This window comes from Brevibacterium picturae (assembly GCF_900105045.1).
Taxonomy (GTDB): domain Bacteria; phylum Actinomycetota; class Actinomycetes; order Actinomycetales; family Brevibacteriaceae; genus Brevibacterium; species Brevibacterium picturae.
In genome coordinates this window covers 206591-220368 of sequence record NZ_LT629739.1, presented here as the reverse complement: position 1 = coordinate 220368, position 13778 = coordinate 206591, and the positions used below count along the sequence as shown (strand labels likewise).

General features: G+C 64.4%; 17 protein-coding genes and 1 riboswitch. Of the genes, 9 read left to right on the top strand and 8 right to left on the bottom strand.

Going from position 1 to position 13778, the window contains the following annotated elements; genetic code table 11:
• The first annotated feature begins 121 nt into the window (after nt 1-121).
• The 4 genes from BLT92_RS01035 (at nt 122) to BLT92_RS01020 (ending at nt 2819) form a co-directional block, all read left to right on the top strand.
• A complete protein-coding gene (locus BLT92_RS01035; protein WP_092102064.1) occupies nt 122-907 on the top strand; it encodes a hypothetical protein in 786 nt (261 codons plus the stop codon).
• An 81-nt stretch (nt 908-988) separates the two neighbouring features.
• Nucleotides 989-1450, top strand: coding sequence for a VOC family protein (locus BLT92_RS01030; protein ID WP_092102061.1), 462 nt, complete (start codon nt 989-991; stop codon nt 1448-1450).
• Nucleotides 1451-1524: 74 nt separating this feature from the next.
• Nucleotides 1525-2181, top strand: a complete 657-nt coding sequence (locus tag BLT92_RS01025) for a PepSY domain-containing protein (RefSeq protein WP_092102058.1) — start codon at nt 1525-1527, stop codon at nt 2179-2181.
• Nucleotides 2182-2204: 23 nt separating this feature from the next.
• Entirely contained in the window at nt 2205-2819 is a 615-nt protein-coding gene (locus BLT92_RS01020) for a thymidine kinase (RefSeq protein ID WP_092102055.1), read from the top strand.
• Between the two features lie 34 nt (nt 2820-2853).
• Here BLT92_RS01020 and BLT92_RS01015 read toward each other — a convergent pair whose 3' ends face one another.
• Nucleotides 2854-3498, bottom strand: coding sequence for a mismatch-specific DNA-glycosylase (locus BLT92_RS01015; RefSeq protein ID WP_197679650.1), 645 nt, complete (start codon nt 3496-3498; stop codon nt 2854-2856).
• Nucleotides 3499-3568: 70 nt separating this feature from the next.
• Here BLT92_RS01015 and BLT92_RS01010 point away from each other — a divergent pair, with 70 nt between their 5' ends.
• On the top strand, nt 3569-4072 hold the full coding sequence (locus BLT92_RS01010; protein ID WP_092102052.1) for an SRPBCC family protein: 504 nt from the start codon (nt 3569-3571) through the stop codon (nt 4070-4072).
• Here the strand turns inward: BLT92_RS01010 and moeB are convergent.
• The 4 genes from moeB to thiO form a co-directional block, all read right to left on the bottom strand.
• On the bottom strand, nt 4052-5254 hold the full coding sequence (gene moeB, locus BLT92_RS01005; protein WP_092102049.1) for a molybdopterin-synthase adenylyltransferase MoeB: 1203 nt from the start codon (nt 5252-5254) through the stop codon (nt 4052-4054). The two genes, BLT92_RS01010 and moeB, sit on opposite strands and share 21 nt — an antisense overlap.
• Nucleotides 5251-6018 carry a thiazole synthase gene (locus BLT92_RS01000; RefSeq protein WP_092102046.1) on the bottom strand — a complete coding sequence of 256 codons (768 nt, stop codon included), beginning with the start codon at nt 6016-6018 and terminating at the stop codon, nt 5251-5253. Before BLT92_RS01000 ends, moeB begins: the two co-directional genes overlap by 4 nt.
• Nucleotide 6019: 1 nt before the next feature.
• On the bottom strand, nt 6020-6268 hold the full coding sequence (gene thiS / locus BLT92_RS00995; protein WP_092102043.1) for a sulfur carrier protein ThiS: 249 nt from the start codon (nt 6266-6268) through the stop codon (nt 6020-6022).
• Entirely contained in the window at nt 6265-7446 is a 1182-nt protein-coding gene (gene thiO / locus BLT92_RS00990) for a glycine oxidase ThiO (RefSeq protein WP_092102040.1), read from the bottom strand. The genes thiS and thiO overlap by 4 nt, the downstream gene beginning before the upstream one ends.
• Nucleotides 7437-7539, bottom strand: a riboswitch (TPP riboswitch). Its footprint overlaps the gene before it by 10 nt.
• Before the next feature lie 23 nt (nt 7540-7562).
• Between thiO and thiE the strand changes: the two genes are divergently transcribed.
• A complete protein-coding gene (thiE, locus tag BLT92_RS00985) occupies nt 7563-8231 on the top strand; it encodes a thiamine phosphate synthase (protein WP_092108636.1) in 669 nt (222 codons plus the stop codon).
• Entirely contained in the window at nt 8228-9169 is a 942-nt protein-coding gene (locus tag BLT92_RS00980) for a 2-dehydropantoate 2-reductase (protein ID WP_092102037.1), read from the top strand. The genes thiE and BLT92_RS00980 overlap by 4 nt, the downstream gene beginning before the upstream one ends.
• On the opposite strand, the gene BLT92_RS00975 is transcribed toward BLT92_RS00980, so the two are convergent.
• The gene (locus BLT92_RS00975) at nt 9123-9755 is read right to left on the bottom strand and encodes a histone deacetylase (RefSeq protein ID WP_092102034.1); all 633 of its coding nucleotides are present in this window, start codon (nt 9753-9755) and stop codon (nt 9123-9125) included. The two genes, BLT92_RS00980 and BLT92_RS00975, sit on opposite strands and share 47 nt — an antisense overlap.
• Before the next feature lie 8 nt (nt 9756-9763).
• Nucleotides 9764-10429, bottom strand: a complete 666-nt coding sequence (locus BLT92_RS00970; protein WP_157691293.1) for a DedA family protein — start codon at nt 10427-10429, stop codon at nt 9764-9766.
• 152 nt (nt 10430-10581) lie between these two features.
• On the opposite strand from BLT92_RS00970, the gene BLT92_RS00965 reads away from it, so the two are divergent.
• Together BLT92_RS00965 and BLT92_RS00960 are read left to right on the top strand one after the other, a co-directional pair.
• Nucleotides 10582-11730: a sensor histidine kinase gene (locus BLT92_RS00965; RefSeq protein ID WP_092102031.1), complete on the top strand. Its 1149-nt coding sequence runs from the start codon at nt 10582-10584 to the stop codon at nt 11728-11730.
• 7 nt (nt 11731-11737) lie between these two features.
• Complete coding sequence (locus BLT92_RS00960) at nt 11738-12424, top strand: response regulator (protein ID WP_269457378.1); 687 nt, start codon at nt 11738-11740, stop codon at nt 12422-12424.
• 23 nt (nt 12425-12447) lie between these two features.
• On the opposite strand, the gene BLT92_RS00955 is transcribed toward BLT92_RS00960, so the two are convergent.
• On the bottom strand, nt 12448-13665 hold the full coding sequence (locus BLT92_RS00955; protein WP_092102028.1) for a Fic family protein: 1218 nt from the start codon (nt 13663-13665) through the stop codon (nt 12448-12450).
• Nucleotides 13666-13778: the final 113 nt, after the last annotated feature.

Sequence of the window (13778 nt, the reverse complement as noted above, 5' to 3'; positions counted from 1 at the left end):
CTGGTTCCGGGCCGTAATCGTACTGCGCCCCTATGTCGATGCTAGGCGCGATCGGTGCCACTTGACCATGCTCACCGGCGGAGGAGTCTGTCGCGTCAGTGCCGCGTCGTAGCGTGAGGTCATGGATCAGAACGTGAATTCGTTTGACACGCTGTATGCCGAAGCCGGCAGTCACAGATCCGTGATGCCATGGGATGAACTGCTCGGCTTCGTGCGACGATTCCCGCAGATCGCCGCGTTCAATGCAGCCCTCATCGCGCAGCAGAGGTCAGGGGCGATCTTCGTGGAATCAGAGCACGCTTGGCAGCACAAGTACGACAGGCTGCTCAAGGACGACGCGGTTGGGCTGATCGTGCTCCATCCCTTCGCGCCGGTGCGCTTCGTCTATGACGTTGAGGACACCCACGGGCCACCGGTTCCCGATGCGGCGATCACCCCGTTCAAGGCGGCTGGAGCTCCCACCTGGGACGGGCACCGTCGAGCTATGGACATGCTGCGCAGCAAGGGCCTGAGCTTGACCGACCTGCCGAAGACGCAGAGCCCGACGGTGATGCTCGGGCATGTGCTCTATGAGCTGGCTCAGGTCTATGCCGGCCAGCGCGGAGCTGTCCCGAAGTTGGGCATAGTCGCCAGCGAGACCGACATCGACGGCAGACAGTCCCGTTTCGAAGCGGAGTGCATCACCTGGCTGATCGCCGGACGCATCGGGCTGAAGATCGCGGCAAGCGGGTCGTTGAAAGGGTACCTCAAACACGGGGAACTGCTGCCACCGCTGTCCAGAGACAGAGTCTTGCATTCGGTCAATGCCATCGAGAAGCTGTTCGGCGGGGCGCTGAGATTCGGCGAGATCGTCCGGGAGGACGTACCCAGCCTGTTTCCGCTGACCGAACAGATGCTGTTCCCCTAGGCCCTCGCCGTCGAGATGCTTAGCAGCAACCGGATCACATGGCAGGTATCCTTGAAGCAACCATCTCAATGAGGAGACGCAATGAGCCGAGCAGTTCAGATCACCTTCGATTGTCATGACCCGATCGGGCAGGCCACCTTCTGGGCAGAGGCGCTCGGATACGACATCCCCGGCCCACCCGGAGTCAGGCTCGAACCCGACGAGGATCCCTTTGCCGCGTGGCAGAGATTCGTCGAGGACTTGGGCATTGATATGCAGCCCGAGGACTTTCGCGCCGCGATCGAGGATCCGCAGGGACACGGGCCCCGAGTGTTCTTCCAGATCGTGCCCGAGGACAAAACCGTCAAGAACAGGGTCCACCTCGATGTGCGTGCGGCCCCCGGACTGCAGAACGACGAACGTATGCAGGCTCTGGAAGACGAATGCCGGCGGCTGCAGAAATTGGGCGCCCAACGCCTCGAACGAGTCGATCCCAACCCGCCGATGGAGACCGGCTTCATCGTCATGGCCGATCCCGAGGGAAACGAATTCTGCCTGGACTGACCAAGCCCCTCACCAGCATGAGAATCCTCTTAGCAAGGAGGCAGAAGGCGCACGGCGTTGCTACGGTTGAAGACATGAAGACACAGAGATTGGCCACGCGGGCCGCTGCAGGGACAATGATTCTCGCCTTCGCCCTCACCGGTTGCTCAAACGGGGAATCGGGCGCTGATCAGACCTCGGAGACTGACGACCAGACCTCGGAGACGAACGAGGCTGCGAGCGAAGCAGACGACGACTCTGCGGAAACCGAGTCTGAGGACTCGACGGCATCCAGCTCATCGGGATTGCCTGACGATGCCGACCTGAGCAAGGAGTCCCCATCGGTGGCACCCGAGGACGCCATTGCCACCGCGCAGAAGGAAGCGAAGGACGGCACCGTCCATGGCATCGAACTCGACTTCGATGAGCGCGACAAAGCATGGCAGTACGAGGTCAAGATCATCAACGGCACCACTGATTTCGACGTCGAGATCGACGCCGAGAACGGTGACGTCGTCGACGTGGAGAAGGACTCCACAGACGACAAGGAGAAGGCGATCGACCTGAGCGATCCGATGACCTTCGATGAGGCTCTCGAACTGGCCCAAGACAAGGCGTCGGGACGACTCGACGGGTGGAAGCTCGAATCAGACGACGATCGTATCGAGTACCAGTTCGATTTCGATGACGAGGGTGAGGAAATCGAGGTCTCCGTCGACGTCGAATCGAAGAACGTCTCCGTCGACGACTGACCATCGCGGCGTAGGCTGGCCCCATGCCCACGAACCCCGTTGCTTCGCCCCGGCCAGCAGGTCGTCTCGACGTCATTGCCGGCCCCATGTTCTCTGGCAAATCCGAGGAGCTCATGCGCCGGGTCCGGCGCGCAAAGATCGCCGGGGTCACTGTGCTCGTCCTCAGCCACTCTCTCGATACCCGCTCCGACCTCTCGGCGATCACCTCCCACATCGGGGTCAACATTCCCGCCGTGCCGGTCGGCGACGTGGACTCCCTCGCCGAGGCGGCCCGAGCCGAGGACTACGATCTCGTGGCCATCGATGAGGCTCAGTTCTTCGGCCCCGATCTGGTGCCGGTCGTCATGGAACTGGTGGAGGGCGGTGCCACCGTCATCGTCGAAGGGCTGTGCGTGACGTTCGACGGCGGCCCCTTCGAACCGATGCCGACATTCATGGCCGTGGCCGAAGACGTTCTCAAACTGACAGCGGTGTGCACGATCTGCGGCAGGGACGCCGTCTTCCACCAGCGTGTGGGGGCACCCGGCCGCACTGCCGAAGAGTCGGAACCGCGTGCCACGGACATCGACGCCAGCCATATCGGCGGGTCCGAATCCTATGTCGCACGGTGCCGAGAACATTTCGCTCCACCGCGTTAGAAGCAGAGGGCCGGGTCCGCTTCAAGCCGGTCGCTCAGCCTTCGATGCTCTCCCACACCCCGCGCCAGATCCTGGCCAGATCCGGCACCTGATAGTGGGCATTGAGACCGCTGGGCTGGGGCACGACATGAAGCCCGATGTCCTCGGGCCACCCATCGATGAGGGACGTGTCCTGCTGACCGAGGTGGGCCTTGGGTTGTGAGTACCCGATCCGGAACGAAGTGATCCCAGCGACCGCGACCACCTTGGGTCGAATGTCGTCGAGTCGGTGGACAAGCCTGGCCGCACCATCACGCAGTTCCTGCTTGTCGAGCTCATCTGCTCGTGCAGTGGCCCGTCCGACGAGGTTCGTGATGCCGATGCCGCGCGCCAACAGCTGTGCTTCATCGTCGACGGCAAGCCCCAGGGAGGCATCGACGAGGTGATCGGTCAGGCCCGCCTGATGCAGCGAGGGCCAGAAGCGGTTGCCCGGCCTGGCGAAGGGCGCATTGACCGCGGCCGTCCACAGACCCGGGTTGATTCCGACGATGAGCATCGACAGCTGACCCGGATGCCGGGGGAGGACATCATCGATGGCATCAGGATTGTCAGTGGCGAACTCAGCGAGGTCGTCCTTCGTCGGTTTGCGTCCACCCAGAGGAGATGGTCGGCGGGAGCTGATGAAACTTTCCTCAATCACAGTCTCCACAGTACCGTCGAGTCAGAACGGGCGAATCAGCGGCCGTCGAGGCAGAATCAGCGGGAACACCATGACGAATGAACACGGGCAACAGCCTCATGAGCATGTGCGACCGCAGCCCGGTGAGTCCGCGCCCTTCCACTTCGAGACCCGGTGGAGGGTCAACGCCTGCACGGCAGACGTGTGGTCCGTGCTCTCCGACATCGAAGCGTGGCCGCAGTGGTGGCCGGGCCTGCCCGAGGCGGTACCCGTCGACGACACGATCGCACCCGGAAGCCGCGCCGACATTCGGGTCAACAGCCCGATCGGTGTGACATTGAGCTTCGGCATCGAACTCCAGGCCACAGACCCGCCGACCTTCGTGGCGTTCTCCGCCTCAGGCGATCTGAGAGGGGCGGGGGCCTGGTCGCTGCAGCAGACAGGCCCGATCACCACGATCACGTCCGTGTGGTGCGTGACCACCCGGCGCAGATCCATTCGGATGATACGGCCCGTGGCGGCGTGGATGCACTCACGAGTGATGAGCGCCGGGCAGCGTGGTCTGGTCAGACGCTTAAACCGTCTCACTGCCTGAGGCCGACCACGCATCGATGCCGCCGACCAACGACCGCAGACGCACGGACTCCGGTGCTCCATCCTTCAGCAGCCGCACGGCCTGAGCAGAGCGAGCACCCGACTTGCAGTGGAGGACGACCTCGAAAGGCTGGTGAGCAGCCACGGTGTCCACCGCACTCCACCCTTCGACCTGCAGCACGCTCAGCGGCAGATGGATTGAGCCGGGAATGGACGAGATCTGCCGTTCCCATTCGGCGCGCACATCAATGAGGAGGACGGGGGAGGACTCAGCCCGATATTCCTCGACGCTGACCTCATTCTCCCCACCCGGACCTTCTGCACCGTCTTGCCGTGTACCGAAACCATCGGGTCCCGGACGGGCCGCCGCACAGGCCACCGCCACCTCGGCGAGGTCGATGATCGGTTCGCGGTCCGGATCCGGAGAGAAACGCAGCGTGGAGTAATCGGCCTCGAGCGCGTCATAGCGCAGCAGTCGCCCGATCAGTGGTGTGCCGATGCCGCAGATGAGTTTCACGGCCTCCGTGGCCATGGCTGAACCCACGGTGCCGCACAGGACCCCGAGCACACCGCCCTCGGCACAATTGGGCACTGAGTCTGCTTCGGGGATGTCGGGAAACAGGTCACGCAGCATCGGCCCGTGTTCGGGGACGAAGGTGCTCACCTGTCCGGAGAAACGAAAGATCGTTCCCCAGATCAGAGGGGTGCCGGTGAGTTCGGCCGCATCATTGGACAGGTAGCGGGTCGCGAAGTTGTCCGCACCGTCGAGGACCACATCGTGGGAGTCGAACAGTTCGAGCGCATTGTCGGGACTCAAGCGTTCGCCGATGGTGGTGACCTCCAACTCCGGATCGAGACGCAGCAGGGCATCACGGGCGGAAGCGACCTTGGCCCGGCCGATGTCGGCATCGCGGTGAAGGACCTGACGCTGCAGGTTCGAGGCTTCGACCATATCGTCGTCGATGATCGTGATCGACCCGATTCCGGCCGCGGCCAGGTAGTGCAGGACCGGTGCCCCCAGCCCACCTGCACCGATGACCAGCGCCGAGGCGGCCCGGAGTCTGGACTGACCCTCGACCCCGATGCCCGGCAGGCTCAGATGCCTGGCGTAGCGTTCGAGCTCCCGTGGGCTCAGAGAACCGGTCGGTTCGACCAGTGGCCCCGGATTGTCCGCAGCACTCATGCCGGGGTCACCATCCCGTCGAAGGTCGACGAGGCCAGGGCCAACGGTCGCTTCGGAATGCGCCCGGCGTGAGCGGCCAGGTGCCCGGACTCCACGGCAAGAGACATCGCTCGAGCCATCGCGGTGGCGTCATGGGCCCGAGTCACAGCAGAGGCCAAGAGGACTGCGGTGCAGCCCAGCTCCATCGCCAGGGCCGCATCGGAGGCGGTGCCGACGCCAGCATCGAGGATCACAGGCACCTGGGCACGGCCGACGATCGTCTCGATGTTGTGGGGATTGAGAATGCCCAACCCGCTGCCGATCGGGGCCCCGGCCGGCATGACCACGGCGACACCGGCGTCCTCGAGCCGCTTGGCCAGAGCCGGATCGTCGTTGGTGTAAGCGAAGACTGTGAACCCGTCGAGGACGAGTTCCTCCGCCGCCCGGAATAGCTCAACCGGATCGGGCAGAAGAGTCTCCTCATCGGCGATGACCTCGAGCTTCACCCAGTTCGTCTCGAGAGCCTCCCGGGCCAACTGGGCTGTCAGCACGGCATCACGGGCCGTATAGCATCCGGCGGTGTTGGGCAGGATGCGGATCCCGAGGCGCTGCAGCAGGGCGAACACCGAGTCCCGGGCAGTGCCGTCATAGCGGCGCAGTGCCACGGTCGTCAGCTCGGTGCCCGAAGCCTCCAGAGCCTGCTCGAGGATGCTCAGCGAGCTGACGCCACCGGTGCCCATGACGAGCCGGGAGTCCAGGGTCACCTCGTCGACGTTCCAGGTCATATCAGCCTCCCTGCACTGCGGTGACGATGTCGACACTGTGTCCCTCGTCCAGGGTGAAGTCCGACCACTGTCCGCGCCTGATGACCTCACCGTCCACGGCGACGGCGATGCCCAGACGGCTGCCGTCGACGGGAGTGCCATCGACGCCGATGTCCTTGTCGACGATGCCGGCGACAAGGTCCCTGGCCGTGGTGGGACGGGCGAGTTCGTGGCGCTCGCCGTTGAGCATGATGCTGATCGCGTCGGTCACAGTTGACTCCCTGCTGGTTGCTGGTTCGGATCGGTCGGTGTGGTCTGGAGGTGGTGAGCTGGAGGGGACAGGTCGAAGCGGGCGGGCGCTACCGCGGCGAGTGTCTCCGGCGGTGCCCACCGTGTGTCGGACTCGGACACAAGGTCGGCGGTGAGCCGAGTCCCAAAGGGTGCGAGGAGGATGCCGTGCCGGAAGAAGCCGGTGGAGACGACGCAGCCGGGATCGATACGTCCGATGATCGGCACGTCATCGGGTGAGCCCGGCCTGGCCCGGGTGGTGATGTCGGTGATCTCGGCCTCGAGGATGGCGGGAACGAGCCGTTCGGCATCACGCAGCAGTTGGTGAACGCCGCCGGCATTGGTTCCCGATCGCCCGTCCTCACGGCTCGTGGCACCGAGGACGAGTTCACCGTCGGGACGGGGCACGACGTAGACGGGCCGGCCGTTGACCAGCCCGCGGATCGTGCGGGTGAGCAGCGGGGCCAGTGGCTCAGGGGCACGGAGTCGGATCACCTCACCCCACACCTGGCGCAGGGGCAGTGCCGGCACCCCCGAGATGTCATTGCAGGACCCGCCCGCAGCCACGACGACCTGATCGGACTTCAGCCTCGTCCCATCCTCGAGTTCGACACCGACGGTCCGGCCCGCCTCACTGAGCAGACCGGACACCCGTGCGCGCACAACGGCGTCACCGAGGACCGTCAGCAGTGCACCGGTGAGTCGTCGGGGATCGATTGAATGGTCCCCGGGGATTGCCACCGCACCGCATACCCCGGGTGACAGAGCCGGTTCCAGCTCCCGGGCCCGGGAGCCTGGGATGAGGGAGACGTCGAAACCGGCCGAGCTCTGCAAGTCGGTGAGTTCGCGCAGGGAGGCGAGATCGGCCCGGTCCCCGGCACAGACGAAGGTCTCAGTGTGCGAGTATCCCAGATCGTGTCCGGACGCAGCGGCCAGCTCGGCCGCGAAGTCCGGGTAGAGGTCTGCCGAAGCACGCATGAGCGGGTACAGGGGAGACTGACCCCAGACCACCTCGGCGGCTGGAGCCAGCATCCCCGCCGCCGCATGGGAGGCACCCGCTGCGGGGGCAGGATCGACGATGGTGACACCCACGCCGCGACGGCGCAGATTCCAGGCAGTGGACAGGCCGATGATTCCGGCTCCGATGACAATGGCGTGCAAGCGCCTCTCCCTCCGGCGGCATGATCCGCATCAGGTCTGACGGTCGGCACGAAGCCCTCTCAGCCTCTTTATGAGGCTCCCGCGAACTCCTCTACTCTAGAAGCATGGCCGCAGATATGACAATGGAGCACACAGTCCCAGGCACCGACAGAGCCTCCCGCCTCGAGAGGCTTCGTGATGCCAGGCTCTATGTCTGCACCGATTCCAGGAGCGCCCAGGGCGACCTTCCCGAGTTCCTCGATGCCGCCTTTGCCGGTGGTGTCGACATCATCCAACTGCGCGACAAAGGTCTCGAGGCCAGGGCAGAGATCGAAGCGCTCACGGTGCTCAGTCAGACAGCTCACCGGCACGGGAAGCTATTCTCCGTCAACGACCGCGCGGACGTCGCCCTGCTCGTCGGTGCCGACGTCTTCCACATCGGCCAGGGCGACCTCACCAGCGAACAGGCCCGCACGGTCCTCGGCCCGGATGTGCTCCTGGGCCGATCGACACATTCCATCGACCAGGCGCTCGCCGCCGAGGCGGACCCCGAGATCGACTATTTCTGCCTGGGCCCCGTCTGGGAGACCCCGACCAAACCCGGCAGGCCCGCCATCGGACTCGAACCCCTGCGCGCGCTCGCCGCCACCGCGTCCAAGCCCTGGTTCGCCATCGGCGGGATCTCAGCTGGAGAGCGCCTGGCGGAGGTGAAGGACGCCGGCGCTCGGAGAATCGTCGTCGTCCGTGCGGTGACCGCAGCAGATGATCCCACGGCGGCAGCCGCAGAACTTCAGGAGGCATTGTGAACATTCTCATCGCCGGGGCCGGCGCGACCGGCGGTGCCTTCGGGACTCGTCTGTTCGAAGCAGGACTAGATGTCACGTTCCTCGTCCGGCCGGCCCGAGCGGAGTTGATGCGCGACAACGGCCTGCGATTCATCGCCCCCGGTGAAGACCGGACGAACCATGTCCCCGTCCTCACCGCAGCAGAGCTCGCCGCGGCCGAACACACTGGAGCAGATCGCGGGGTTTCAAGCACATTCGACCTGGTGATCGTCGCGGTCAAAGCCAACGGTTTGGAGTCGATCATCGATGACATCAGGCCCGCAGTGGGGGAGGGCACCCTCATCATTCCGTTCCTCAACGGCATGGCCCAGATTGAGCGATTGGTCGAGGAGTTCCCCGGTCAGGTGCTGGGCGGTCTGGTCAAGATCGTCGGGACGATCAAGGACGGCGCGATCCACCAGATGACGGACCTAGCCGTCATGACCATCGGCGATCTCGATGGAGCAGGCGTCCCGGACTCCGTTGCCCAGGCCCTCGATGTTCCCGGCTACAAGCTGCAGATCCTGGACAACATCACTGACGCTCTGTGGGAGAAGTGGATCTTCATCGCCGCAGCCGGGGTCGTCACCTGCCTGTTCCGGGCACCCGTCGGGGCGATCATGGCCGCCGGAGGACATTCGCACATTGTTCAGATCGTCGACGAGCTCGAGGCCGTCGCGGCTGCGAGAGGACACCCGGTCTCGGGCAAGGCCAGGACGATGACACTGTCGATGCTGACCGCCGAGGGCTCCGCGTTCACCTCATCGCTCTACCGCGACGTGACCTCTGGCCTGCCCAGCGAAACCGAGCACATCCTCGGGCATCTGGCGAGCACTGCAGCTGATCTCGGTGTGCCGACGCCGCTGCTCGATCTCACACTTGTGCAGCTGCGGGCCGGCGTGACTCTGCGCCACCCTTGATTTCGGACACGGAACCGATCTCAGCTGAAGTGCCGACTTCAGCTACAGCCTTGATCTCGTCGACACCGCGACGCAGCATGCTCAGGTAGGCCTCATTCGGTGTCCTGTGCGTGACTGCATCGGATCCGTGTGGAGCGGTGAACGTCACCATCGGGATCGAGTCTCGGCGGTCGAGGACCAACAGGGTTTCGTAGCCGCCGGGTCCCACCGAATGAGTGGAGCCGACAGGCAGCTCGGATGCGAGCGTCTCAAGCGGGTTATCGGCTGACGGCGGCCGATTCATCTCCTGATCGGCGACATCGGCGAACTGCTCGGCAGTGATGAGATAGGCCTTGGCCGGTGCAGGGCCAGGCACATGATGGTCGTAGAACGCCATCCCGCCGCCGCCCCACACGGTCGACCGACCGGCGAAGTAGATGGATCCAGGGAGTTCGATGCCCATTTCCGCAGAGGGAAGAGCGGTGTCCCTTGCGCCCGGGTAGGTGACGAACGCACCCGGCGGTCGGCCGCCCTGCAGATAGCAGGCGAGCCTGTCACGAGACATGTTCGATCCGTAGCTGACATACCACACGAGTGCTTGAGACATCCCTTTCATCATGCCACGTCCACGGTCTGGCCTGTCCAATGCCGGCTGCCTCGGTGAGCCGCCGGATCCGTATCTTTACGTGTCCGTCTCCTGGCCAGGACTCTGCCCGTGATTTCGGCAACACCGGTGATCATGAGCGCGATTCCAATCCCCAGCCCCACTGCGAACAGCGGTTGATCGTCGAAGATCACGCCACCGAGCAGACCGACGCCCGTCGAGTACAGTGCCCACGTCAGGCACCCCGCCGCATCGAAGGCGAGGAACCGAAGCCGCGGATATCTCACCATTCCTGCGGTCACGGTTGTGGCCGTGCGACCGCCGGGAACGAAACGACCGGCGATGAGCGCGGCCCCGCCTCGGCGAGCGAACATCGCTTCGGTGCGATCGATGAGGCCATGCACCCGCGGATGGCGGGCCCACCGAAGCACAAGTGACCCACCTCCGCGACCCACAAGATAGGCGGCGACATCACCGGCGAGCGCACCGACTGCTGCTGCCAGAACGAGGCCCACGGGATTCGGGGTGCCGGCAGCCGCATAGGTCGCGGCGGAGATGACAATCGTTTCGGCCGGGACGATCGGGACCAGAGAGTCGAAGCCGGCGATAGCGAAGACGAAGAGATACACCCACGGTGATTCGACGCTTGTGCGGAGGATATCGAGTGCAAGATCCATACTCACTGACGCTATTGACCGGAAGCGGAGATCGACACGGGGCGAGGAACAATCTTGTGCGCAGAAGCCCGGACACACGATGCGGAAAACCGGAAGCGAAGTCTGCAGCCCGACGCATAGGAGTCCGGACACTGCGTTGCTACGATCGACCCATGCCCTGGCCGACATCGCTGACCGCGAGGATTCCCCGAGAGTCCCGCATGTTCGTCACACGTTGGAGCGCCTCGGTGGTCGGCATCCTGTGGGGAGTGTTGCTGTGCATTCCGCTCCTCCTAGCCGCTGTCCCTGCCCCCAACTCAGGACTGAGTCGCAGAGTCCTCGGCTGGGAACGCTCCCGGCAGCTCAGATGCTTCGGAATCGTCATGAGCCACGATCCGAACACGCGTTCCTTCTTCCTCCTCAATGGTGCGGTCGCCGGCCTCATCGCAGTACCCGTGCTCAACCTGCTCACCGGATTCCTCGTCGTCACGATCGGCTCCCTCATCCAGGGGCTGTTCATCGGCGGCAGCGTCACCATCGGCTTCGACCTGTGGACCATCAGCCAACCGACGCTGTTCGTCGGTGTGCTCTATGGGGCCGCCAACCTCATCGGAGTCATCATTCTCGCCGAGGCGGCCAATTGGCTGCACGGCAAGATCGACTCCCGATCCACCGAGGTCAGCCGACCCAACGCACCGCACACCCGGATCACCCAGCTCCTGATGACCCGCCACGGGGTGGTCATGGCCATCGATGAGGAGAGGCGCCGAATCGAGCGGGACCTGCACGACGGGGTCCAGCAGAACGTCGTCTCCCTGTCTGTGCTCATCGCCCGGGCACAGCGGGCGAAGGACACGGACAAGGTGAGTGAGCTCCTCGACGATGCCCTGGTCCAGTCCCAGGACCTCATCGACGAGATGCGGGAGGTCGCCTGGCGCGTCTATCCCACAGCACTGGACGAACATGGCCTGAGCACTGTCCTCCACCGGGTAGCCGATCACAGCCCGATCCCGGTCACCCTCACCGCCGTCCCGTCGAGGAGGGCGCCGCAGGCCACCGAATCGGCCGCATATTTCGTCGTCAGGGAGGCCGTGACCAACGTGGTCAAGCACGCGAATGCGTCGACTGTTCGAATCAGCGTGATCGCCGATGAACAGAAGCTCATCGCCGAGGTGGTCGATGACGGCACCGGGGGAGCCGACCCTGCCGGCAGCGGGCTGAAAGGACTGTCGCGTCGGGTCGGAGCACTGGACGGGACGATGACGATTGAGAGCACAGAGAATGTCGGAACCACAGTGAGAGCGGAGATCCCCTATGTCTGAACCTGGCATGCCTGAATCCAGCGCCGAAACCCCGATCCTCGGCCCGATGAGAGTCGCCTTGGCCGATGACTCGGTGCTGCTGCGCGAGGGGGTGCGCAGCCTGCTCGAAGACGAGGGCATCGCAGTTGTGGCCTCTGTCGATGACGGACAGCAGCTCCTCACCGCGGTCGCGGCTCAGCGCCCGAACTTGGCGATCGTCGATGTCAGGATGCCGCCGACCCACACCACAGAAGGACTCGAGGCCGCGCTGGAGATCAAACGGCGGTTCCCTGACATCGGTGTCCTCGTGCTCAGTCAATACGTACTGCGTGAATATGCGACCGAGCTGCTGAGCACCGAAACCGTCGGCGTCGGGTATCTGCTCAAGAACCGTGTCACTGACATCGATGGTTTCCTCGAGTCCGTCAACCGCATCGCGGCGGGTGGAACCGTCATCGACCCCGAGGTGGTCAGGCAGCTGCTGAGCGGCTCGGAGAAGCAGAATTCGCTCTCGGCCCTGACACCGCGTGAGAACGAGGTCCTCGAGACCATGGCTGAGGGCCTGTCGAATCGCGGCATCGCCGAACGACTCTACGTGTCCATCAGCTCCGTGGAGAAGGCCATCAGCTCGATCTTCGACAAGCTCGGCCTGCACGCGGGCCAGACCACGAGTCGACGGGTCCCCGCGGTCCTGCACTACCTCGACCAGTCCTGAGCCGATCGACACGAAGCAGGTGTTCAGAGTTCGGAACGGGCCCTGTCGCCGATGCGCAGGTTGAGGTCTTCGAGCTCGGTGAGGACGTCGCCGGCACCCCAGATCTGATTGCGTCTGCGACTGGTCAGGCCACGCAGGACCCCCGCTTCCGTCAGGGTCGAGACTGCCCTGTTCGCCGAGGAGCTCGACAGGTGCAAGGAGTCCTCAAGATCGTCGATCGTGAACACCGGGTCCGATGCGAGGTAGGTCAGGATTCTGGCCGAGGCGCTGTTCTCACGCGGATGGCCGAGGAGGTCGGCCCACTCATCAGGCAGTCCAGCCAGCCTATGCGCGGTCAGCTGAGCTTCCTCCGCCGCGATCACCGATGATGTCGACCACAGCGATATGACCGGTCCGGCGTCGCCTGAGTGATAGGAATTCAGCGCGGCGAAGTAGCGGTCTCGAACCTCGACCAAGGCAGCAGCCAGAGGAACGGTGATCCCGGTCGTGACTCCGCGTGAGTGGAGGATGCCAGCCGCCAAAGCTCGTCCGATCCGACCGTTGCCGTCGGTGAAGGGATGGATCGCTTCGAACTGTGAGTGGGCGACGGCGGCCTGCGCGATCGTGGGAATGTCAACGCGGCGGGCGAAGGTCAGCAGATCATCCATGAGCTCAGGGACGAGCTCCGGGGGAGGGGGAACGTAGAGCGCGCCACGGGGCGAATGATCGGAGCCGCCGATCCAGTTCTGCATCGGCCGATGTCGGCCCGCCAGATGAGCCTCACTGGCATCGTCCTTGAGCAGCAGCCGATGGGCGCGAGAGACCGAATCGGCATTGATCGCTCCCGATGTCAGCAGATCCAGCGCGCCCGTTGCAGCTGCCATCGCAGTTGCCGAAGAATTGGACTTCGCACCGTGGAGGGCTCGGACGAAGTCGTCGATAGGGGCCTCTTCGGCTTCGATCTTCGACGAGGCGATCGACTCGCTGCGCAGCAGCAGGTACGACAGTGGGATCAAGGTGCGACCGTGCTCGGCATCAAGCCGCGAGATCGCGCGGACCGCGGTTTCAGAGCGTGCGGCGAGCTCCGAGGGCAGGCGCAGGTCGACCGAGCCGATGCGAGCCGGAATGGAGACGGCCACCTCGGCGAATTTTCTGTCGTCGATCGTGCCGCCGCGGAATTCCTGGCGCCACGGTCTGGTCTCTGCCTGCGCTGCGGGCACGTGAACGGCAGGATCGGGCACGGGAACGGCGGAGTCGGACATGGGAATAGTCTAGACGATACGCCCATATAATTGAATAAATGGGAATATCTCTCATGGTGATCCCAGTTCCGCGGAACTTGGTTCCCTCGTTAGACTCGCAGCTCAGAGACGCC